At 53.1% G+C, this 23327-nt stretch carries 14 protein-coding genes and 3 tRNA genes; 6 read left to right on the forward strand and 11 right to left on the reverse strand.

Annotation, left to right across the window (positions count from 1 at the left end; genetic code table 11):
• Window positions 1–45 precede the first annotated feature (45 nt).
• From METH11B_RS0110685 to METH11B_RS0110695, 3 genes are all read left to right on the forward strand, one after another.
• Window positions 46–121: transfer RNA gene (locus METH11B_RS0110685), tRNA-Gly, on the forward strand.
• A gap of 49 nt (window positions 122–170) precedes the next feature.
• A tRNA-Cys gene (locus METH11B_RS0110690) sits at window positions 171–244 on the forward strand.
• Between the two features lie 13 nt (window positions 245–257).
• A tRNA-Gly gene (locus tag METH11B_RS0110695) sits at window positions 258–333 on the forward strand.
• Window positions 334–458: 125 nt separating this feature from the next.
• Here the strand turns inward: METH11B_RS0110695 and METH11B_RS0110700 are convergent.
• Window positions 459–4385, reverse strand: a complete 3927-nt coding sequence (locus tag METH11B_RS0110700; protein ID WP_026602033.1) for a DUF3683 domain-containing protein — start codon at window positions 4383–4385, stop codon at window positions 459–461.
• Between the two features lie 98 nt (window positions 4386–4483).
• Window positions 4484–6151, reverse strand: a complete 1668-nt coding sequence (locus METH11B_RS0110705) for a serine/threonine-protein kinase (protein ID WP_026602034.1) — start codon at window positions 6149–6151, stop codon at window positions 4484–4486.
• Between the two features lie 315 nt (window positions 6152–6466).
• On the opposite strand from METH11B_RS0110705, the gene METH11B_RS0110710 reads away from it, so the two are divergent.
• The 3 genes from METH11B_RS0110710 to METH11B_RS0110720 all read left to right on the forward strand — a co-directional run bounded on the left by METH11B_RS0110710 (window position 6467) and on the right by METH11B_RS0110720 (window position 11466).
• Window positions 6467–8215, forward strand: a complete 1749-nt coding sequence (locus tag METH11B_RS0110710) for a DVUA0089 family protein (protein ID WP_026602035.1) — start codon at window positions 6467–6469, stop codon at window positions 8213–8215.
• Between the two features lie 108 nt (window positions 8216–8323).
• Window positions 8324–9136, forward strand: a complete 813-nt coding sequence (locus METH11B_RS0110715; RefSeq protein WP_026602036.1) for an alpha/beta fold hydrolase — start codon at window positions 8324–8326, stop codon at window positions 9134–9136.
• A gap of 68 nt (window positions 9137–9204) precedes the next feature.
• The gene (locus METH11B_RS0110720) at window positions 9205–11466 is read left to right on the forward strand and encodes a caspase family protein (protein ID WP_026602037.1); all 2262 of its coding nucleotides are present in this window, start codon (window positions 9205–9207) and stop codon (window positions 11464–11466) included.
• Between the two features lie 273 nt (window positions 11467–11739).
• On the opposite strand, the gene ltrA is transcribed toward METH11B_RS0110720, so the two are convergent.
• The 9 genes from ltrA to METH11B_RS0110770 form a co-directional block, all read right to left on the reverse strand.
• Complete coding sequence (gene ltrA, locus METH11B_RS0110725; RefSeq protein ID WP_026602038.1) at window positions 11740–13029, reverse strand: group II intron reverse transcriptase/maturase; 1290 nt, start codon at window positions 13027–13029, stop codon at window positions 11740–11742.
• A 1666-nt stretch (window positions 13030–14695) separates the two neighbouring features.
• Window positions 14696–15031: a hypothetical protein gene (locus METH11B_RS0110735; protein ID WP_026602040.1), complete on the reverse strand. Its 336-nt coding sequence runs from the start codon at window positions 15029–15031 to the stop codon at window positions 14696–14698.
• A gap of 348 nt (window positions 15032–15379) precedes the next feature.
• Window positions 15380–16756 carry a hypothetical protein gene (locus METH11B_RS0110740; protein ID WP_026602041.1) on the reverse strand — a complete coding sequence of 459 codons (1377 nt, stop codon included), beginning with the start codon at window positions 16754–16756 and terminating at the stop codon, window positions 15380–15382.
• Between the two features lie 653 nt (window positions 16757–17409).
• Window positions 17410–18159, reverse strand: a complete 750-nt coding sequence (locus tag METH11B_RS0110745) for a PEP-CTERM/exosortase system-associated acyltransferase (RefSeq protein ID WP_036275841.1) — start codon at window positions 18157–18159, stop codon at window positions 17410–17412.
• Between the two features lie 376 nt (window positions 18160–18535).
• Window positions 18536–19486, reverse strand: a complete 951-nt coding sequence (locus tag METH11B_RS0110750) for a glycosyltransferase family 2 protein (protein ID WP_026602043.1) — start codon at window positions 19484–19486, stop codon at window positions 18536–18538.
• Window positions 19479–20681, reverse strand: coding sequence for a glycosyltransferase family 4 protein (locus METH11B_RS0110755; RefSeq protein WP_026602044.1), 1203 nt, complete (start codon window positions 20679–20681; stop codon window positions 19479–19481). The genes METH11B_RS0110750 and METH11B_RS0110755 overlap by 8 nt, the downstream gene beginning before the upstream one ends.
• A gap of 22 nt (window positions 20682–20703) precedes the next feature.
• Window positions 20704–21573, reverse strand: a complete 870-nt coding sequence (locus METH11B_RS0110760) for a glycosyltransferase family A protein (RefSeq protein ID WP_026602045.1) — start codon at window positions 21571–21573, stop codon at window positions 20704–20706.
• A complete protein-coding gene (locus tag METH11B_RS0110765) occupies window positions 21570–22361 on the reverse strand; it encodes a glycosyltransferase family 2 protein (protein ID WP_026602046.1) in 792 nt (263 codons plus the stop codon). The genes METH11B_RS0110760 and METH11B_RS0110765 overlap by 4 nt, the downstream gene beginning before the upstream one ends.
• Before the next feature lie 3 nt (window positions 22362–22364).
• Window positions 22365–23309 (reverse strand): class I SAM-dependent methyltransferase, encoded by a 945-nt coding sequence (locus METH11B_RS0110770; RefSeq protein WP_036275844.1) that lies wholly within the window; start codon window positions 23307–23309, stop codon window positions 22365–22367.
• Window positions 23310–23327: the final 18 nt, after the last annotated feature.

Genomic DNA, 23327 nt, shown 5'->3' on the forward strand with positions numbered 1-23327 from the left:
GACACAAAAAAATATCTTTTTATAATACGCAGGATAGTAAGCCAAGCGGGAATAGCTCAGTTGGTAGAGCACGACCTTGCCAAGGTCGGGGTCGCGAGTTCGAGTCTCGTTTCCCGCTCCAAATTTAAAAAGCCGCGGCAAATCGCGGCTTTTTTTATTGTCCTTATAAAGGCTGCGTAGCAAAATGGTTATGCAGCGGCCTGCAAAGCCGTATATACCGGTTCGATTCCGGTCGCAGCCTCCATTACTATATTTCTGCGGGAATAGCTCAGTTGGTAGAGCACGACCTTGCCAAGGTCGGGGTCGCGAGTTCGAGTCTCGTTTCCCGCTCCAAATTTAAAAAGCCGCGATTTATCGCGGCTTTTTTATTGTCCGAAGATAAGTACATTCCTCATCATGGACAAATTAGAAAGCAGAGCCGACTGAAAAATCAGCCGGCCGCCATCGACAACACTACATCACACCAAAACCCGCTCAATACCGCCTTTGCTGACGCGTTCCAGATACCCGGTCATCCAGTTTTCACCCAATACATGCTTGGCGATTTCCACTACGATGTAATCCACTTCCATCTGATCGACCTCGTCCTCAAAGCGCTGCAAACCTTGCATGCACGACGGACAGGAGGTCAACATCTTCACCGCGCCGTCGTAGCCATCGGTACGCAATTTCGCCGTATCTTTTTGCAATTCTTCAGCCTTGCGAAAGCGAATTTGCGTGGAAATATCCGGCCGCGCCACCGCCAAAGTGCCCGACTCGCCACAGCAACGCTCGGATTTGGCGACCGGCGCGCCAATCAACTGATTGACCACTTTCATCGGATCTTGCTGTTTAAACGGACTATGACACGGGTCGTGATAGAGATAACGCGCACCATTGACGCCTTCCAGCCTGACGCCTTTTTCCAGCAGATATTCGTGAATATCGATCAAGCGACAACCGGGAAAAATTTTCTCAAATTCGTAATCCTGTAACTGGTCCTGGCAAGTACCACAACTAACCACCACGGTTTTGATATCCAAATAATTCAGCGTATTGGCGACACGATGAAACAATACGCGATTATCGGTGGTGATTTTCTGCGCCTTATCGAACTGGCCGCCCGCCCGCTGCGGATAGCCGCAGCACAAATAACCGGGCGGCAATACAGTTTGTACGCCAATCTCGTACAACATGGCCTGCGTCGCCAAACCGACTTGCGAGAACAAGCGCTCGGAACCACAACCGGGGAAATAAAACACCGCTTCGGAATCGGTCCGGGTTTTAGCGTGATCGCGAATGATGGGCACGATTTGTCCGTCTTCGATGTCCAGCAACGCCCGCGCCGTTTTTGTCGGCAAATCGCCAGGCATTTTCCGATTCATGAAATGAATCACCTGTTCGCGCACCGGCGGCTTGCCGACCGTAGCCGGCGGCTGCGCGATCTGCGCTTTGCTCCACGGTTTCAACAGCGTATTGCCGATGCGTTGCGCCTTGTAAGTCCAGTCGATCATCGCCGTCCGCATCGCCTTGACGGTGTTCGGGCTAGATGCGGTCAAAAATGCGATGGCCATGGTTTTGGCCGGATTGAAGCTTTGTTTGCCCATCTTGCGCAGCAGATTGCGCATATTCATCGACACATCGCCGAAATCGATGTCCACCGGGCACGGATTGAAGCATTTGTGGCAGACCGTGCAATGATCGGCGACGTCTTCGAACTCTTTCCAATGGGTAATCGAAATCCCGCGCCGGGTTTGTTCTTCGTACAAAAACGCTTCGATCAATAACGAAGTCGCCAAAATCTTATTGCGCGGCGAATACAACAAATTGGCCGGCGGCACATGCGTTGAACAAACCGGCTTGCATTTGCCGCAACGCAGACAATCCTTCACCGAATCGGAAATCGCGCCGATGTCGCTCTGCTGCATGATCAGCGATTCGAAGCCCATCAAACTGAACGAGGTAGTGTAAGCAGAGCGCAAATCCGCACCCGGCATCAACTTGCCGCGATTGAAACGGCCTTCCGGGTCGATGCGGTTTTTATACGCATGAAAATCGGCTAATTCGTCCTCGGTCAAGAATTCGTACTTGGTGATGCCAATACCGTGCTCGCCGGAAATCGCCCCGCCCAGCGAACGCGCCAAAGCCATAATCCGCGCCACGGCGGCATTGGCTTCTTGCAACATTTCGTAATGATCGGAGTTGACCGGCAAATTCGTATGCACATTGCCGTCACCGGCATGCATGTGTAAAGCCACAAAAACACGACCGCGCAGGACCTCTTTATGCAAAGCCTCGATGCGCTCGACAATAGGCCGGAAATTATCGCCTTCAAAAATTTCCCGCAAGCGTGGCAGTAATTCCTGCTTCCACGACACCCGCAGCGAGTAATCCTGCAAGCGATGAAACAGAACCGGCTCGGCGGCGCGATTGCTCAGTTCGCCGACCTGGATACCTTGTGACTCGAAGGCTTTTTCGGCTTCGGCCAACGGCAAATCCAGACTGTCGTATATCCATTGCCAACGCGCTTTTACCGTGCCCACCGCATCCAAAGCCAAGACTCTGCGCTCGTCCAGCAGCTCCGACTTGTTCACACCTTCTTCATAGGCTCGTAACGGCAGATCGCCGCTCAGCAATTCGGTTAAGGCTTTGCACAAGCGCAATTTATTGTTTAGCGACAATTCGATATTGATACGCTCGATACCATCGCAATAGTCGCCCATGCGCGGCAAGGGGATCACCACATCTTCGTTGATTTTAAAGGCGTTGGTATGTCTGGCAATCGCCGCTGTCCGACCACGATCCAGCCAGAATTTTTTACGGGTTTCCGGATTGACGGCAATAAAGCCCTCGGCTCCGCGCGCATTGCATATTCGCACCACTTCCGACGCCGCCATGGCCACCTGGTTTTCATCGTCGCCGACAATGTCGCCGATCAATACCATTTTCGGCCGGCCGTGGCGCTTAGCTTTGGTGGCATAGCCAACAGCCTTCACGTAGCGTTCGTCCAGATGCTCCAGACCGGCCAACATGACCCGATTCGCCCCTTCTTTCGGCAAATCAGCCAGATAATCGCGAATCTCGACTATCGACGGCACAGCCTCGCGCACCTGCCCGAAAAACTCCAGGCAAAACGTGCGGCTAACCGGCGGCATTTCATGCAGAATCCAGCGCGCGGAGGTGATGATGCCATCGCAGCCTTCTTTTTGAATCCCCGGCAGACCGCCGAGAAATTTGTCGGTCACATCCTTCCCCAGCCCGGTCTTGCGGAAAAAGCTGCCGGAAATTTCCAGCGTTTCTTCACCCAGCAATTGTTTACCGCTGGCATCGAAACGTCTCAGCAAAAACCCGGCTTTGCCTTGTTCGTGGATCTTGCCCAGATTGTGATTCAGGCGCTCGACTTCCAACCAATTGCCGTCCGGCGTCACCATCCGCCAGGACGCTAAATTGTCCAACGCAGTCCCCCACAATACGGCTTTTTTACCGCCAGCATTCATCGCAATATTGCCGCCGATACACGATGCATCCGCGGAAGTCGGGTCACAGGCGAACACCAAGCCGGCCTGTTCGGCGATTTCCATTACTCGTCTAGTGACTACACCGGCACCGGTGTGGATCGTCGCATAGGTGCTGTCCACGCCCGGCAATAGCGTGTGCCGGTCAACTTGCCCCATCGCCAGCAGCTTTTCGGTATTGATCACTGCGGAATAAGCATTGAGGGGCACCGCGCCACCGGTGTAACCCGTACCGCCGCCGCGGGGGATGATAGTCAGACCCAATTCGATGCAGCCGCGCACCAAATGCCCGACCTCATCTTCGGAGGTCGGGTACAGCACCACGAACGGATACTCCACCCGCCAGTCGGTGGCGTCGGTAACGTGACTGACCCGGGCGAAACCGTCGAAGCCAATATTATCTTTACGAGTGTATTGCGACAACAGCGTCAGCACGCTGCGACGCAGTTGCGCGGTGCGTTCGAAATGGGCTTCGAATTCATTCACCGCCTGATGGGCCGCAGCAATCAATTGTCCCACGCGCTCGGCCCGCTCGGCGTGTTGGTTCTCCAACTCGGTTTGCCGGCCTTCCATCTGCCCCAGACGATGCCGCAAGGCTTGTAACAAGGCGCGCCGCCGCTTGGCGTTATCGAGCAGATCGTCTTCGAGATAGGGGTTGCGCTGCACCGCCCAAATATCGCCCAATACTTCGTAAAGCATCCGCGCGGAACGCCCGGTGATCCGCTCGTCGCGTAGCGAATCAAGCACCCACCACATGTCTTCGCCCAGCAGGCGAATTACGATCTCGCGATCAGAAAACGAAGTGTAGTTATAAGGAATTTCCCGCAGTCGCGCGGGCGTTGCATCATCGGATACTGGGAATAATTGGGAAGCCACTGGCAATCGGCGCATAGGAAGTCATAATGCGCCGAATTCTAGCATGGCAGCGGGTAGCGCATGATCGAAAAATCCGCTTACAAACCGCGAAATATCTGAGGTTAATCGATTGGCTAATTGAATCTGAGCTTCTCGCGCAAACTCTGCAAGCCCTTGTGCACAGGATTAACTTCCAAGCCTTCCTGCACCTTTTTCAATGCCTCCGAGCGGTCGTTCTTTTCGTAAAACTCCCACGCCTGCTGTTCCAGCGTATCGGCGATTTTATTGATACCGTCCACAGCCGCTTTATTGTAAGGATCGATTTTCAAAACCTCCTGGTAGGCCCAGAACGCGTTGCTACCGGTCGGCGCGGTGAGATAACCGACATCGAAATGGATGTCCGCCAACTCCAGCAAATCTTTGATTTTTTGGTTTTGCTCTGGATTGAGCTCAACGGCAACTTTTACCACTTCGGTAGCTGTTTGTTTTTCGTTTAAGGTCCAATAGACGTTCAAGCCAATCAAACAGGCTATAAACAATGCTGTTGACCATAAGCCGTAATATACCGAGGTATGCGGACCGATGGCGGTCAAAAACTCATCGATACTGGCGCTACGATCCTCCTGCCTAAAGGCCAGAGCCTTTTGCAATCCTTTCCATTGCCGCCGCTTCAGCTGAGCGATGGGTTTGGGCTGTAAATTGACTTCCATGGCTTTTTCCGCCGACAGCCGGCCAAACGGATGCTTGCCACTCAACAATTCGTAAGTGATACAGGCCAAGGCATAAATATCGTCGCGCGGATCGGGATCGCTATTTTGCAGTTGTTCCAAACTGGCATAGGCCGGGGTCATCGCGCCCAGCGACCGGGCATTAAATATCGTCGCGTCGTGGCCGTCTTTTTCACTACGGCCAATGGCGCAGGCGATCCCGAAATCCAGCACGCGGATTTCGCCGTCGTCACCGACAAACACGTTGCCCGGTTTAAAGTCGGAGTGAACGATATTTTTTTTATGCGCGTGCGCCAAGGCTTCTGACATCGCGCTGATGATAGGCCAGGCTTTTTTGAAGGGTAAGCCGCTGTCGACATGCTCACGGATCAAGTGACTGAGCGGCTTGCCCTGCAAGTACTCCATCGACATAAACACGTGAGTGCCGTCCCGATCAAAGTCGTAGACTTTAATAATATTGGGGTGAGACAGGGTTTGCGCACGCTTGGTCTCCCGCTGCAAGGCCACCAACGCCATCGGATTGAATTGAAAATCCTGGTTCAACACTTTTAAAGCCACGAACGGCTCTTTATCCGCGGCCTCCACTTTGCGCAAGTCGGTGGCTTTAAACACCATACCCATGCCGCCCACCCCGAGCAATTCTTCGAGCACAAAACGACCTTTCAAGGTGCTGCCGACTGTCAGCTCGGCGCGCGGCTGCGAGGGGTCCAAACCTTGCAATAAGGATTCGGTCGTCAATGTAGGTGTTTGCGTAGCGGGTGAAACCGGCAGTACCGTCGCCGATTTAGCCGGCGCGGAAACTATACTGGTCGCATCGTCTTGATTGGATACCCGCGAGGGCGCCATTTGGGTTTGCTCGCCGGCAATCCGGGTTTCGTCTTGCATAGCAGCTTGCAAACCGCGATAAACATCCGCGCCAATTTTTCCGTTCCGATATTCGTTTTCCAAGAATTGTCGAGCTGCATCTAAAACCTGTTCGGGTTCCGCGCTTAACGCGGCTGCCACGGCCAATAAATCTTCATAGGCTAGTTGAGCCTGCTGAAAGGCTTTCAATGCGAGCTCGAATCTGGACATGGCAAACAACAGTCAGGGAAAGTGTAAGGATTTTAGCCGAAGAGCTTGTTCGTGTCGCTGCAATTGCCCTTTACGGTCTAAAAACCTCCAGCCCCAAAATCGGCCGGGATAAATCCCGCCCAGGCCCGGAAAATTCGTTCCACCACTGCATTTGCTACTTCCCGAGCCTAACGGTCATCAGAAATTTACTGACCACGATTGAGCATGAACAAGCTCGATTGGTCTATGCCGAATCTCCAAACAAAATTTAATTACTATTGAAAACATCGACATGCATCTATAATAAGTTGCAAAAATTATTTCGGATAAATGCTCATGAAATCACTGTTTTTTTTTGAACTATTCTGTTCTAAAACCGCTGTTGCGCGATGGAACAAACGGCAATCCCTAACCGCAAGTTCGCTAGTGACTTTGCTGCTGGCGTCGCCACTCGCGGCAGGCGTGGAATTCGCGAGCGGCACATTCAATCTAACCGGCTCCGGCACTGGGTCGGTCGGCTACCTGCCCTTTTCGCTGACACAGACCACGCTGGTCGATATTGCCACCAGCGGCCCGACAACAGATCCCTATATTTTCCTGTTGAGCGGCACCGGCAACTTTACCAGCCTCTCCGTGCTCACTCAGGACGACGACGGCTGTAACCAAATAGACTGCGGCGCGGCGGGCGTTTCTCCGAATTTTAACTCGTTGATTAACGACTACCCCTTGAGTCCCGGCAGCTATACGGTCGCGCTGGCAAACTACCCGTTTGGGTCAGCCGACGCCATCGCGGGTTCCAATATAAACAGCGACACGGGCAATGTGTTACTGATAGTCGGCGACTCGGGACTGATCATTCCCGGCACCGGCACCGGCTCGGGCAGTGCGAGATTGATTAGCTATGCCGGCAGCGGCGGCGCAGTCATTTCCCAATCGCAAATTATCGAATCCACCTCTAATGCCAGCGCCACGTCCCTGGCAATCAACAGCTTATGCGCTTCACCCACCAGCTCCACGGTCATTAGCGACTGCGCCAGAATCGCCAGCCTAGGCACCGCAGCAAAAGCCGACGTTATCGATCAGATCACCCCGGAAGAGATCAATACGATTGCAGCCACCACCGTTGCCACCTCCCGCGCGAATTTCAGTAGCGTAATGGATCGCATCGCCACCTTGCGCGCCGGTAATGCGGGCGGCATCAACCTGGGCGGCACCAAAATTGGCGGCGCCAGCGGCGATGAGCTGCCGGAAATATTCCAACGCCTGGGCCTATACGGCAACATCGACGGCAGTTTTGGTAGCCGGAACCGCTCCGCCAACGAACAGGGTTACAGCTTCGACAACCAAGGAGTCACGGTCGGAGCGGATTATGCGGTCACCGATAATTTTTTTGTGGGTCTGGCCTTTAATAACGCGCACAACAAAGCCGATTTCAGCAACCGCGCCGGCCAGCTCTACACAGCAGCCTATACCGGCTCGCTATACAGCACTGTGAATATTCAGGATTTCTATATCGACGCGCTGGCCAGCGTTGGCGGCATCGATTACGAATCCGAGCGGGCCATGAGTTTTTTCAACACCTCAGCAAAAGGCAGCACCTCAGGCATGCAGTATGCCTCCAGCTTGGGCGCTGGTTATAACTACCACATCGACAAGGTGGTGGTCGGGCCATATATCGGTTTCGACTACGCCAAAACCGAAGTGGACGGCTATCGGGAATCCGGCGGCGCCAGTTTCGGCACCAGCTACGGCAAACAAAACATAGAATCCATGCTGACCAAAGCCGGCGCCAGGGCTTCCTATGCCTGGAGCTTGCCTTGGGGCGTCATCGTGCCGCAAGTCAATGCCGAATGGGTACATGAATCCAGTTATAACGCCCAAGTCAGCGTCGTACGCTTCGTGCAAAACAATGCCGGCTTTAACATCCGCTCCGACAATCCGGACCGCGATTTTATGCAACTGGGATTCAACGTGGCTGGCCAATTTGCCGATGGCATGTCGGCTTTCGTGGCCTACAACACCATCATCGACCGGGAAAACGTTTCAAACCACGCGTTTTCCAGCGGTCTGCGGCTGTCGTTTTAAAACAATCCAGCCATTTAATAATCCGGGTCGATTGTCAATCGACCGCGCACCAGGACCACGCTGCAAACCTCGCCAGCAGCGTGGTCTATTTCAAATCGCATTTTCCTCATGCCTGTCAAGCAACTACATTTGCTGATTAAACTGGGGCTGCTGCTTTTCCTGACAGCTTGCAGTACACCGGCGATGCGCCTGTATGAGCAAGCCACGGCGTTCGGCTTTCAGGCCTTAGAATCTGAAGCCGCCGGATTCAAACTGACATCTTTTACCCGTTTACCACCATCCGCCGCTAAACGCCTGCATGTTTATCTTGAAGGTGACGGCCGCCCTTGGGAACGTGGACTGTTTCCGGCCGCCGACCCGACTACCCGCACCTCCACCGCTCTGTCATTAATGGCTTCCGACCCCGAGCCGGCTTTGTACCTGGGACGGCCATGCTACAACGGCCACGCCGGCGACTCCGGCTGCTCGCAAAGCTTGTGGACCGGCGCCCGCTACGGCGAACGCGTGGTAGCGGCTATCACCCAAGCACTAACAGAGTTCTGCACACTAAAAGGTTACCGGGAAGTGGTATTGATCGGCCACAGCGGCGGGGGCACGCTGGCGCTACTGATAGCCGAGCGCTTGCCGCAAACGGTCGCCGTAGTGACGCTGGCGGGAAATTACGACATCGATATCTGGGCCGATCATCACGGCTATCAGCGCTTGAGCGACTCGCTAAACCCGGCTACGCGCGCCGTCAAACCCGGCATTGCGGAATGGCACCTGCTGGGGCAGCGCGATAACAACATTCTGCCGGCATTATTCCAACAAGCCTTACAGCAACGTCCCAACAGCAACGTGCAAATCGTCGATGCCGATCACGGCCATGGCTGGCAAGCCATTTGGCCGCAAATGTTAAAACGCCTGGACCACCTGCCCTAGTCATTTGCGGGCTAGCGGATTTCTGCTATGGTTGGCGGATAAAACCATTCATTCGAAGGCGGCACCCCATGGCTACACAAAGAGTATTGAACCGTACGCTGGCATTGGCAATTGGCGGCATTTTAATGTCCGCCTGCGCCCGCGACGTCAGCCAGGAAGAAATGGCCAAGGCTACCGAAGGTTATATAGTGGCCGACACCAGTAAACTGTTTGTAGTCGATTGCTTGCTGCCCGGACAGGTACGCAAGCTCGGCTCGCAGATGACCTATCTCAGTGCCCGCCGCCCGATTCGGACTACCGCCGCCGATTGCGAAGTACGCGGCGGCGAATATGTCGCATATGATCGCGCCAACTACGCCAGCGCCTTAAATATCTGGCTACCCAAAGCCCAGGAAGGCGACGCCGCCGCCCAACTGTATGTCGGCGAGATTTTCGAAAAAGGCCTAGGCACGCAAGCCGACTATAAAGCCGCCGCGCAGTGGTACGAAAAAGCCGCCAACCAAGGCAACGCTCAAGCACAGTTGAACTTGGGCCATCTCTATGAAAAAGGGCTGGGCGTTACAGAAGACAAGGAAGCCGCGTTGCGTTGGTATCGCAAATCGGCCGGCCTGGAGGACGCCGGCATCCAGTTCGCCCCCGCCGTGAATGCCCAAGCCATCGCCAATAGCGAAGAATTAGCGACACTGCGCAGCGAAGTAGCCGAATCACGCCGCGAAGCAGAACAACTGCGAGAGCAATTGCAAAGCACCCGTCAGCAAACCCTGGATCAACAGGACAGTTTGCGTAAGGCTCAAGATGAATTGGAAGCCTTGCGTAACAAACTACAACAACAAAAATCCGTTACGCCTAGCGGCTCCAGCGACATTGAATCGCTGGAAAAGCAATTGCACGAAAAAGAAAGCCAGTTAAAAGACCAGCAAGCCAAATTGGGCAGTCTGACACAGTCGCTCAGCCAGGAAAGACAACGCATGAAACGCGAACTGGAAGCGGCGCGCCAGCAAAGCCCCAGTGCGAAAGCCGCTGAAAGCAAAACCAACGACATCGAGAACAAGCTCAACGAAAAAATCGAAACCTATCAAAAACAATCAGCGGAACTGACCGGCTGGCTAACCTCATCGGACAAACTGGACAGAAACCAAATAGATTTGCGCAAGCAGGCCTTACAACAGCAAGCCAAGGAAATTGCCGCGCTAAAAGAAAAATTGCAACAACAATCATCCAACGTGGTGGCATCGGGCAACGGTCCGAATATCGAATTACTGGAACCCGCCGTCACCGTCACCCGGGGTATTCCCAGCATCCAGTTTGGCTTGGGCGAAAGCAGCAAACGTATCGTCGGCAAAATCGACGCAGCGACCGGCTTGAGCCGTTTATTGTTGAACGACAAAGCGATAAAAGTCGATGCCAACGGCCGCTTTGAAACCGATGTTAGTTTAAAAGGCGACGAAACCTTGGTGCGCATCGTCGCTACCGACAAACGCAATCAAAGCAGCGATTTAAGCCTGCGCCTGCTGGCGTCCGGCAATGCGGCCGAGGCAGTGTTTCCGAGCAGCAACGGCAGCGAATTGAAACGCTCCGGCGATATTCAGTTCGGCAAATTCTATGCAATCATCATCGGCAATAACGAATACGGCGCCTATCCTTCGTTGAAAACGCCGATTGCTGATGCGAAAAGTCTGGAAGTGCTATTACGCGAACGCTACGGTTTCAAAACCAAATTGCTGATCAATGCCAATCGCCACACGATCATGTCCGCGTTTAACGAACTGAATCAAAAACTCACCGAACAAGATAATTTACTGGTCTATTACGCCGGCCACGGCGAGATAGACAAGAAAAGTCAGACCGCCTATTGGCTGCCGGTCGATTCGGAAACCGGCAATAGCGCCAACTGGATTTCCAGTCAAAGCATCACCGAGTTTTTGAGCATCATGCCGGCCAAACATATTATGGTGGTGGCCGATTCCTGCTACTCCGGCGCACTGACAGGTTCGGCTGTAGCAAAATTGCCGGAAGGCATGGACGACGCGAAGCGCGAACGTTGGTTAAAGGCGATGAATAGCCGCAAAGCCCGCACCGTGCTGACTTCCGGCGGCGTGAAACCGGTTATGGATCAAGGCGGCGGCGACCATTCGGTGTTTGCCAATGCATTTTTGAAAGTATTGCGCGGTAACAAACGGATTATCGAGGACTACGACATCTTCCGGGATGTGGCCAATCAAGTAAGAGCGTCGGCGGCGCGCGGCGGTTTTGAACAAATGCCGCAATACGCCCCCTTACAGCATGCCGGCCACGAAGGCAGCCCGTTCTTTTTTGTGCCGGAAGTTTAGACAGCTTGGTTATTCAGATTCCCCCCCTTGTTTCGATGATTGCTCGGCTACCTATTTAGATAGGGTGGCCGAGAAGAGAACAAAGTCTTGGGTAAGAAGCGAATTGTAACTAACGGTAGAGTCGAGATGTGGCGCGGTAGCATTAGATTTGGCTTGCTGTTGCCGTCCCTTTCGTTTGACGGTGTCCTAATAGCCTTGCCTTAACCCCGTTTCCACACCCCGCTCATCGAACCGGACTGGCAGATTTCCCGCATCCGGCTCTCGGACAAAATATCACGCGTTCGCCCACGGTTCGTCACACCCCAAGCGGCTTAGGCGTATCAAACCAAGAGTCTGATAGAGGTACGGAAGTGGATAGCCTCCGCCTGATCGCTTTCTTACCTTATACTTGTTGCGTAACCACCGACGCAACCGCGCTGCCGTGTAATTATCCAGCGCACGATAGGCGCGATTGAAGGTTCCTACCTTAAAATAGTTTGCCCAACCGCGTAGCATGCGATTCAATTTATANATCAGCAACGTGGTGTCATGCCACGCCATTGAATAGGCNGTCAAGGCATGGATCTTTTCGACCATGCGCCTGATGCTTTTCTTCGATGGCCGGAAGCCCAAATAGACCTTACCGTTTTGCGGCCGATACTGCAGGCCAAATGTGTAACCCAGAAAGTCGAACTCATCTTCCAACACATTACAGACTCGCGTTTTATCCTCGTTTACCGTCAGCTTGATTTGCCCCATGACCTTGCGCATCCATTGCAATGCTTCTTCGGCTTTACCTCGTCGGCACAAGATCACTAGGTCATCGGCATAGGTGACAATCCGACTGCCGAGCCGCTGTTCCAGGCCCAGTTTCTTCCACGCCAGCACAAACCGTCGCATGTACAAATTCGACAGCAGCGGTGAGATAGGCGATCCCTGTGGAATACCACACCGATGATCTTTGGCCTCGGTTGTGCGCTTCGTCCGTCCTCGCTTATCGGTTTCCTCTACCGGACATTCCAGCCACATCGTGATCAGATGCAGCACACGCCGATCCACAATCCGGCGTGCTACCGACTTGAGTAGCTCGGCATGGGGTATTGTCCCAAAGTAATCTGCAAGGTCGGCATCGACGACATCCGGGTGACCGTGATAGAGATGATCCTTCACCTCGATCACCGCCTGTTGAGCATTGCGGCCCGAACGGTAAGCATACTGCTCGTCCGGCAGATCGGCTTCGAAGATCGGTTCTATTACCAGCATGGCTGCCGTCATACAGACCCGGTCTCGTAGCGTCGATAGACCTAGCGGCCTCAGTTTGCCATTCGGCTTGGGGATGTAGACTCGTCTGATGGGATCTGGTCGATAAGTTTCCTCTCTGAGCGCAAGCGCCAGTTCACCAAGCCACCGCTCCACGCCATACGCTTCTATATCCGCAAAGCTCTGACCATCCACACCCGGTGCACCCTTGTTGGCGCGGCAGCAGGCATAGGCATGCGCCAAGATGTCTTCTCGGTATAGCTTGTCGTACAGCGCATAGAAGCGATAGTCAGTTTCAGCCTTCGCTTTTGCGTGTAACGCCATCTGTAGTTTCTGAACGCTTAACGGAGTTGATAGGTTGCCCAATCTCCTGTCCTTTTCCACTTATTGCGTTGATTTTGAACTAAGGCACCTTCCCTCCACCAGCATTACCCGGCTTCCTCGGTACTACAAGCCTCTCCGCCACCCTGCAGCGCCCGGCCTGTCCCTCACGGGCATCCGGTTGGTCATCGCTGGCCACGCCACAGGGCTTCCCGTGTTGCGTGCGCTTACCTTGTGTACATGCTGTCACCACTGCCCCGGCGCAGCGACTGGAAATACTCTTCGCTCGATTTCCCAGCCGTATCAGCCTTCCCCGAAAGGGTTGTCGGGTCGGCCTGCGCATCGACCTTTTCGAGGCTTGCTCGGTGTTCACTCACATTACGGCCTGCACACTCGCTGAATCGCCTAAAGCGATCTCTTTACATCGGAGGCTCCAGCCACTTCGTTACCTCCATGACTGCTCCGATTGCTTCCGGCCGGAGCGATTTAGCCGGGTGGGTCTCTCACCCACTGGTAAAGCGCCGCCTTTGCACGGCGCACACCCGTTGCGGTCTGCCGCTCCAATTGGTTGAATGCCTGCAATCAGGCCATTACCTGTAGCAATTAACGTTGCCGATGATATATGGATGAAAAAATACGATGGTAATCAATAAAATAGCATGCCACATGTCATTTTCAGGTAGATGTGCAGCTGACTATCTAATTCCTAATTGAGCGAACAAAGGAACAAGGACTGGAGAGGAATGACCCCGCACCGCCACTACCACTGGCTTGCCGTCACGGTACTCGCGTTGCTGCTAGCGACTCTGTTACTGGACCGAGTTATTCCCGCGTCGACGAGTATGAAGCTTCTTGGCTGGGAACAACAGGCGAAGCAAATACAGGTTCGTGCCCTCTGGTCTTGGATAATAATGATGGGAGCTCTTCTCCCTCCACGCAAGAACGATTCCCGATGGATAGTATGTCGGCTACTGGGCAAGATCCCAATTTTTCTCCGTCTCATCCTAGTGTGGTTGACTGTACTCTATCCATTCTACTACTCGGAACATCGATTCTGGGAAACAGCGGCCTACGTCCATTTACGCAACGAGACCCAAATGGTTATACCAAGTCAGATTGATGTAGACTTCTTTTTAGTCGTGCCCTCGCGATTTCCCGGGCGCATCTACTACGATGTCCGAGATGGTGGTAATCGAGAAGCCCTTTTAGTTGCGCTCAAGAAAGTAGGCCTGGAGCCAGTCCAATAAGCCGATACACTATGTGGTCCCAGAGCGTCCTATCTCAGTTCGCGTAAAAGTAAGTAGCCTCGATGGAATCGAGGTTTCGAAGGCCAACACACTTCAATTGTCGATAAGGGCTTGATGATCGGCAGGCCGACGCCCTCGATTCCGCTAGCGCTGCATCGAGGCTACAAAAGTTCCATTACATTGCGGTCAGGGCCACAACATGTGCTGAACAGCGCGAAGCCGATCGTTCTCGACCTGTGCGCCTCGTAAACTCGGCACACCCTACAGCTGCTTTTGGTTGGAAATTTCCCATTGGTACTTTTGTTCCGTCCGGCAGGTGATGGCCGTCCGGAGCCAATGGCAGGTTTCAATTTGGAATTGGTGGAGGATTAACCAGCCGGGCAAGCAACGCTACCTGGCTGGCCTTTAAACGGTTAGAAACATCATTTCCACTTTTTAAGCAGCCCTTTTAGCCCGGCAGGCTTCGCGGGTTCGACTGCGGAGACGACTGTTTCGGCAATTGGCTCGGGTTCTACCGCTACCGGTTCAGGCGCAACGGCAGGCTCTGCCGATTTTTTACCGAACAAACCTTTCAGCTTACTGCCAACGCCTGCTGCCGGTTCTTTAACCGCTTCGGCCGCAGTTTCCGCGATTTCCACCACATTGTCTTTAAGCTCGACAGCCGCTTCCACTATAGGTGCGGCGATTTCTTCGAACTCTTCCTGGATGGCCTCGGCAGCAAGTAGCCTCGATGGAATCGAGGTTTCGAAGGCCAACACACTTCAATTGTCGATAAGGGCTTGATGATCGGCAGGCCGACGCCCTCGATTCCGCTAGCGCTGCATCGAGGCTACAAAAGTTCCGTTACATTGCGGTCAGGTCCGCAAAATGTGCTGAACAGCTCGTAGGATGCGGTAAAAACGTGCACCGCATCGTTCGCGATTGGTGTGGTTCGTAAACTCACCACACCCTACGCCTGCTTTTGGCCGGTTCCGCCCATGGCGGGTTTCGATTGGAGTGCCTGCGGTTTAGAAACAGGAACGGTGGCGGATTAATTGGAATGCGCAACAGATTAAGCGGCCGGGCAAACAACGCTTACCCGGCGGGTCTTTAAACGGTGAGAAACTTCATTTCCACTTTTTCAGCAACCCTTTTAACCCGGCTGGCTTGGCTGGCTCAACTGCGGAGACGACTGTTTCGGCAATCGGCTCGGGTTCCGCCGCTACCGGTTCAGGCGCAACGGCAGGCTCTGTCGGTTTTTTACCGAACAAACCTTTCAGCTTACCGCCAACGCCGGCGGCCGGTTCTTTAACGGCTTCGGCCGCAGTTTCCGCAATTTCCACCACATTTTCCTTAAGCTCAGCGGCCGCTTCCACTATAGGTGCGGCGATTTCTTCCAGCTCTTCCTGGATGGTCTCGGCAGCGACTTCGGTCTGTGTTCCCAGCTTTTGGTCCAACTTGGCCATCTGCTGCATGGTGTTGTTCAACATTTGCTTGAACTTGCCGAAACCGCCGCTTTTTTCGGCCAATTTATCGACGGATGACTGCTTCGCCGGTGCCGGCTCGGCAACCACTGCTTTGGGCTTCTCGACAACCTGCGCAACTTCACGCTCGACTAGCTTTGGCGGCTCGACAGGTGCCTGAGCCACAACAGGCTCAGCAACTATAGCCGGGGCGGGTTGGATGGCGGCGGGAGCTTCGTTGATAACCACTTTGGGCTCCGGCTGAGATACCGGCTGCGAGTAAGCCGCTGCTGGTGCCACCGAATGTTTGGCCGAGTCGGCGTAACGCGCCAACTCGGCTTGATGTTTGGCAATGGTGTCCGCCAACAATTTTTCGGCGCTGGCTTGATCGCGCTCGCGCAGAATTTTTTGCTCTTCCACCGCCAATTCCAGTTTATTCAGCTGTTCGGTTTGCGATTCCAAACGCAACTGCAATGGCCCAATCAGCGCATCTTTTTCGGCCAGTTTGGAGGTTTCCGCCCACAGAGCCAGTTGCAGCTCGGTTTTGCCTTGTTGTTCGGCTTTAAAGCGTTCGGTAATTTGCGCGGTAAGCGCGAAATATCGTGTCCACAGATCGGTCGATTGCAGATCGTTAGCAGCCGGTAAGACTGGCTCGGTCAATTCGAAACTGGTGGCCAAGGTTTTGACGCTGTCGATCACCTGCCGATTTGCCTGTATCAGTTTTTCTTCCAGACCGGCTGCCCGTTGCGCTTCGTTATCAGCAACGGTTTTGGCTGCTTCCATCTGCTCGGTGTTCGCGGTTAATTGCTCTTGCAAGGCTTGCTGCTGCTGTTGCGCTGCCTCTAAATCGGCTTGTAAGGCGAGGCACGCTTTTAAATTGATGGCATTGGTTTTCTTTAAGAAATAAATCCTGATACTGTAAAACATCGCCGTCAGCAACCACACGGCTAGCGCTAAAGCGCCGGCATATTCCTGGTTTTCCAGCGTAAATCGATACCAATCCGACAGTATGCTTTGAATCATGGGCAAATAAGCTTCCATAAATAATCCTGGCTAATATAGTTTTTATAATAATGACGTAGGCTTCCGACCCGGAACAGCAGATAGCTAAGCTGAGACAGACGAAAGCCAGTATATCAGTTTGACTCTGCAACTTTACCGTAAGCTGCTGGAATACGACAGAAAAATGCCGATCCAAAAACTGCTGCTCAGTGTCAGCAACGATGGCCGGCAACCTCAGAAAATTCAAAATGGATCGTTTATGTCCGGGCTATATCTTATGTAGATTCCCGGTACGGCTTAACCTGAGGCATTAAGTGTCGGTTTGGGGATGGGGAGCTTGGTTCTTTTCAGCTAGCGCCAAATTAAACAGCTTAAGCTTGCTCGATATGTCGTTAGTAGAGCTGGGCAAGTAAAGACTTAACGAAGAGCCGCGACGTAATTACTTTCAAAAGAGGGAGATTACCGGGAATATTTATGAGGGGTTTAAAAACCCAGCCTCGCGGACGGCAGTTGCCGCATGACGTAAGGGCTGTCTGCAAGCTAACGTTCACGGCATCAGTGCCGGCAGTAGTCGGTGTATTCCAATCTGGCAGCCGCGCAGCCAAAGTTTAATGGGTCGCCAGCGCAAGCTGGGCTTTTTTGGATGCAAGAAAAAATGGTATCTGAGAAAGGAATGATCGCGGGCCGATATCCTAGGCTCTTTGCCGCTTAGCCACAGATTGCTCAAGCAATTCGGAATATTTGCGATAATCCTCTTGATAGTCTTTTTGCCACAAAGGATTGGCAAGAATATGTTCAACATCCAAGGCGTAAGGAATACGCTGGCCGCGGTGGTCACACGCGCCGCCTACTTGTTGCATTTCAAAACCCTCTTTCTTAACCGCGTAAGCCAAGGATGGGGTCACCAATATGTACCACTGTTTAATATCGTTCTGCGCCGAATAGACGACCGCAGCCCGGTACAGGCCCCACATAATGCTGCGAGTCTGATTTTTGATGGTATGCAGGTATCTGATGTTACCGCTGTCCTTCGCAACTTGTTCCGCATCAGTATCCTGTTGCGGGAAAGCTCTTGGTGCGAAGCGTCGGGCTTCTCTCAATACGCAGAGGCGGGATATTTCTATTGATTGTTGGTATTGCTCAGCACTGATCGGCTGGTCGGGAACGCATTTGGCTTCGAAAGGGAAAACTGCTTGATTCTGATAAACCAAACGTAGTGCACCCAGCCATTGCCCGGTGTATCTGTGTCGGACCATGAAATGCACGGAATGGCGATCCCATTCGTCGAATTCCATTTGTTCCGGAAAGTTTTCTTTATCCTCATAACCCATTTCGTCGCAATAGACTTGGTATCTGAGGTTGTAATGAATGCGTTTGCTTTCAGGCGTGTCAGCTAAAAAAACCTCAAAACAACTATCAAATGAATGCTTTTCAGAAATCAAGATGAAACTCCATAACGTAATTAATCAAATTCCCTAAACATCCGGGCACTACTCTTCAAACTCAAAGAATTGACAACAAATATGTATCTGTTATCCCCGCTCTATCGGTACAAGACGCTATCGTCCTGCAAGCACTTCCAACGGTGTGTTTTTACTAATTTTCGCTGAACCATACTGGCGAGACGCCTAGCTACAATTAACAGAAAAAACCGGTTCGGACCGGAAAAACACAATGTTGGTTAGGAATCTACAGAGTCAAGATGAAGAAAAACTGTAATTTAGATTAGGATTAGATGAGGATTGGATTAATTTTAGAACCAGTTTTGCCGTTATTCCGCGGAAATACTGGCTTAATTGATGTCCGGAAATTATCGCGTTACGATCTGCCGTTACCGCTATTTTCAGAAATAGCGCCTACCCAATACGCTTTATGCAAACTAAAGCATCTGTTCACACTCTGCGGCATTCTAGCGTGCATTACCCCGCCCATTTTATAGCCCAGCCATTTCAGAGCGGTGCGCAAACCTGCCGACGGTAGCAGCCAAGGCGCATTTTTCAGCAGATACGTCAGCTCTGACACGACAAACCGCCGGCCCTCGCCCGCAGCACCGCCAAAGGTTTTCTGCAACCAAGCAGTATGCGCATGAAACACGCCGATATCGAAATAGCGCTTAAATTCGTCGGAAAACCCGTAATCGTGCGAATGAAACACGGCGGCATCCCCGCAATATGCCACTTTCCAGCCGTTTAGCAACATCTTGCCGACCACAAAAGTATCTTCGTTCATGATGGTGTTCAGCGGAAACCCGCCAACGCCCATTAATGCACTACGCCGATAAGCTGCAAAAGAATTGGATATAAACACAGTCTTGATGCCGAATTGCGCCTTATCTTGCAGGCTGCGTAACTGGCTTTGCGGCGGATAATTGAATAAACGAGCGTGTGCGCCAATTGGCCCGGCGTTGCGGTGCGGCAATTGCCGGCCGTAAGCAGCGCCAACGCTGTCGTCTGCAAACGCTGCCAATAACTTTTCGATAGCATCGGGGGCCGCCAACAAAGCATCCTGAGTCAAAAACACCAGAATATCCGCCTCAGCCAGCAAATTCACGCCAAATTGCCGAGTGCCGCCGTGATTAAATTCGGACTTAGGTATCACCTGCACGTCAAAACCCGCCTCAATCGCTTGAGCCACCGTGCGGTCAGTGGATGAGGAATCTATCAGCAATAAATAATCCGGCTTCACGGTTTGTGCGGCAAAGGCCTGTAACCACGATTCCCAAAGTTCGCCGGCATTCAGGGTCGGTACAATCAAGCCCACTTTATTCATAAGAAGAACCCTTTATTAAGGACTGCGGTAGTTTAACTTGATCGATTTTTGTCAACACCTTCCAGACTTTATCGCCCAATTTAACCGGGTCCAGCTGCTGTTCGACATATTCACGGCTCCGCAGTGACATTTCTTGCCAGGTCGCTTGATTGAGCACGTGCGTTTGCCGCAGCACGGCACAGACCGAAGTCTCGTTGCGCTCAAACACCAAACCCGCGCCATAGCTTGCCAAATGATCCCAAGCCAGGCCTTTCGCGACCAGCACCGGCCGGCCGGCCGCCATCGCTTCGGCGACCACATTGCCAAAGTTTTCGCGCATGCCGCCAGTTTCCTCCAGACCGGATGGCAATACCAGGAAATGACTGTCGGCCAGCAACTGCTTGACATCAGCGACCGGCAGATAACCTTTATAGCTGATGGCACCTTGCGCCTGCCCCAGCAAATCCTGAAACTCTTCAAAATAAGCGCCATCGACACTGCGGCCGGCCACAACCAAGCGGTCATTTGGCCGGCGCGTTTGCAACCAGGCCCGGATAAACGCATTGATGCCTTTTTCTTGCTGCACATGGCCCAGAAAACACAGCTGCGTGCCCTCGCCTTGCGGATAGCCCGCGACTTGGAAATCCCGACTGTCTATGCCGTTCGGCACCAGTAAGACCCTGGCGTTCTTTCCCAATACATCGGTTACGCCCATCGCTTCGGTTTCGCTGGTGCAATGCACCGCAATAGCTCGGCGCAGGGTCGGAAAAGTCAACCACTTGTAAAACAACCATTTGTGCGGCTTCTGCCGCCGAATCAGCGCGACATGTTCCGACATCAACCCGCCGTGTACCGCCACCATAAACGGCCGGCGCAGCAACACACAAAACACAGCCGCCAAGGTCGAAGGCCAAGTGGCAATCCCGTGAATATACAGGCGCGGCGCTTGCCAGCAGAGTTTAAATATCTCCGAAACCGCACCCAAGCCAAAGCCCCAACGCCGGAAGCCGTAACAACGATACAGCCTGACATCGACTTGCTTGCCCAGCTTCACATCTTCAGCGCGCAAGCGAGCGTCTATCGACTCGTCGGCAGCGACCAGCGCCATGTTGTGACCGCGCTCCGCCCAGGCTTTGGTCAACACGCCACAGGTGACCGATACCCCGCCGTAGCCTTTAGCCGGCGGCACGTGGGTCGTGACAATACCTACATCCATTTCATTTCTCCTGAAACAGTCTTTAAATACATTTTTCTGATTTGCCATATGCCAAAAACCCGCGCCAGATACCGACCAGGTTATAGAACGAATACGCCAGTTTTTGCGGATTGAAGGTGACCAGCGCCAAGGCCATTTTTAACACCGGCGCGACAAACATCTTGCGCAGGATGTAATACCAAATGAACACATCATGCTGATTGGTAAACTTGCGGATATAAGCGCCGATGCCGGTGGAATACATCAGCATCCTGGCGGTACCGAGTTTGTAATGATCCTTGTTGGCGTGAAATATCTTGATCTCCGGCGTGTAGAACGCGTTACCGCCGGCTCGCAACAAGCGGTACAGCAGTTCGAAGCCTTCCGCGCCGGAATATTTGGAACCGATGCCAAAATCGTGATCCAGATGAAACTGCCGCCTATCGACCCGTTGCAAATCAAAAAACTGGGTAAATTCCACCCCCATCATCCGGAAACGATTGAAATAGCCGGCTTTGTGGCTATTCACGCCGATGCTGAACCGGGTGGCGGAAAAGTCGTAAGAACCTGCCACCAGAATGGCAAGGTCTTCGCGGCGCTTAAACTCAGCGACCACTTTTTCCAACACATCCTTGTCGTAGGCGCAATCGTCGTCCGGAAAGGCGACAATGCGGCCTTGCGCCAGGCCAATGCCGTAATCCCTGGCCCGGGCGTTGCCGGTAAAATCCACCTTGATGTGCTTGATGTCCATCAGCGTTCGGTAGGACTCCAGAATGGCGTCGAGCTTACCGTCGCGATTTTGATCGATGACGATCAGCTCGAAGTTTTTATAGGTTTGAAACAACAAGGACTTCATAAAATCCAAGACTTCGCAGTCCCTGCCCAGCGTTGCCAACACCAACGAAATTTTCATATCGCACTCCCCGCCCAGTTACGAGCTTTTGCTTGCAGATAGATTGTGGCTTCGTACCAAGTAAACATCAGCGCAAACTCCAAACCGGCCGCGCCGTCCAAAAATCCGCCGCGCAATAAATAGTGGTAACAAAACCGCGCAAGCACCCGGAGCCAGGAGCGCCCCAGCAATACGCTCAAGCGACCGCGCGTGGTCATCACCGCGCCGGCGGTTGGTTGTAACTGCACTTCCTGTGCGGCCTTACCGACGTGTTTGTGCATCCATTCGATTATTTCGCCGTGATAAAAATAATGCTCGTAAGGAATTTCGGAATAACCAATACGGCAAGTATCCAACACCGCTTCGCCATGTCCGGTGTGATTGCGTACAAAACGGGTAGTCTCGCGGCGCACCAGCCTGGGGTGATAGATCGGATAGCCGGGCGCATGATTCAGACGTTTGCCGCGCAGATACAACACCGACGGCACCATCAATACATCGATGCCCTGCGTCTCGGACAGCTTGGCCTCAAACCAGTCGTAAAAGGCTTGCGGATAGATTTCGTCGGCATCGACGAACAAAATCCACGGCGTATCTATGCCGCACTGCCGAATCGCGAAATTGCGTTGTTCGGCAAAACCGGGCCATGGATTGCGATGAATCGCGCAGCCCCGTTCTTGGGCAATCGCCAGCGTGTTATCGGTACTGCCGGAATCGACGATCACGATGGGGTAGCGCTGCGGTATGCCCGCCAAGCAGCGCGGCAGGTTGGCTTCCTCGTTTTGGGTCAGAATAACGACGGTCAACATAGCTTATTTCTTCACCGCATAGACGTTCAGGTAAATGCCCAAGCCCAACGCATCCATTAACATTGCGAACGGGATCTGCGCATACTTAACCAAGGTGTCGGCCAATCTTGCCAACCCACCTGTCAGGCCCAAGCGCCTGGATAGCGCGTTGTACTGAATCCGGGTAACTTGCTCGGTTTTAATCACCTGCAAGCCGTTACGTTCCAGCAAGCTTTTCAGGCCTTGTTCGGTAAAATAATTCACGTGCTCCGGCACCCACAGACAGGCGTTTTCCTTGGTGCCCAGCAGTTTGACCAAGAATGACGCATAGTTGGGCACAGCGCACGCCAGCACCCCGCCACTGTCCAGCAAACTAGCCACCTTGGCTATCGCCTCATCCGGCTCGAGCAGATGTTCTAACACTTGCGACATCACCACCACCCCAAATGTTTGCTCCGCTTGATATTGCTCGAACATAATGGGCAAGGGCTGGTCGCCGTTTAAATCCTGAAACACCCGGTTTTCATACTGGCCGGGATTGATGCTGACGGTGCGATAACCCAGCAAACGCAAGGCTCTGGTATAAAAGCCAAAGCCGGAACCAATATCCAGAGCCCGGTGATTGCCGGACTTGTTCAACTGATCGGCGTGCAGCGCCATGCGCTTGGCATCCACGGTGCAGTTAGGAAAAGCCTCTTCCCTTACCAATACTTCGTCCAGCGTAATTGCCTGCGTCAGCGCCTGCCCCGAGTATTGATAGATGGCTTGTAACCACTGCCGATGCGGCGGTTGATTCAAAAATCCGGTGCCGCAGCACGCGCAGCGGTAAATCTGAAATGCTTTGCTGCTGGCGCTATCGGTGTATAGATAGTCTTTTTGCCGCCAAAAACCGATTTTTTCCCCGCCGCAAGCCACGCATGCGCGCAGCACTTCGCCGTAAATCTCTGTTGTCATTGTTGCGTATGTCATCGTGTTCACCGTTGTCAC

This window comes from Methylomonas sp. 11b (assembly GCF_000515215.1).
Taxonomy (GTDB): domain Bacteria; phylum Pseudomonadota; class Gammaproteobacteria; order Methylococcales; family Methylomonadaceae; genus Methylomonas.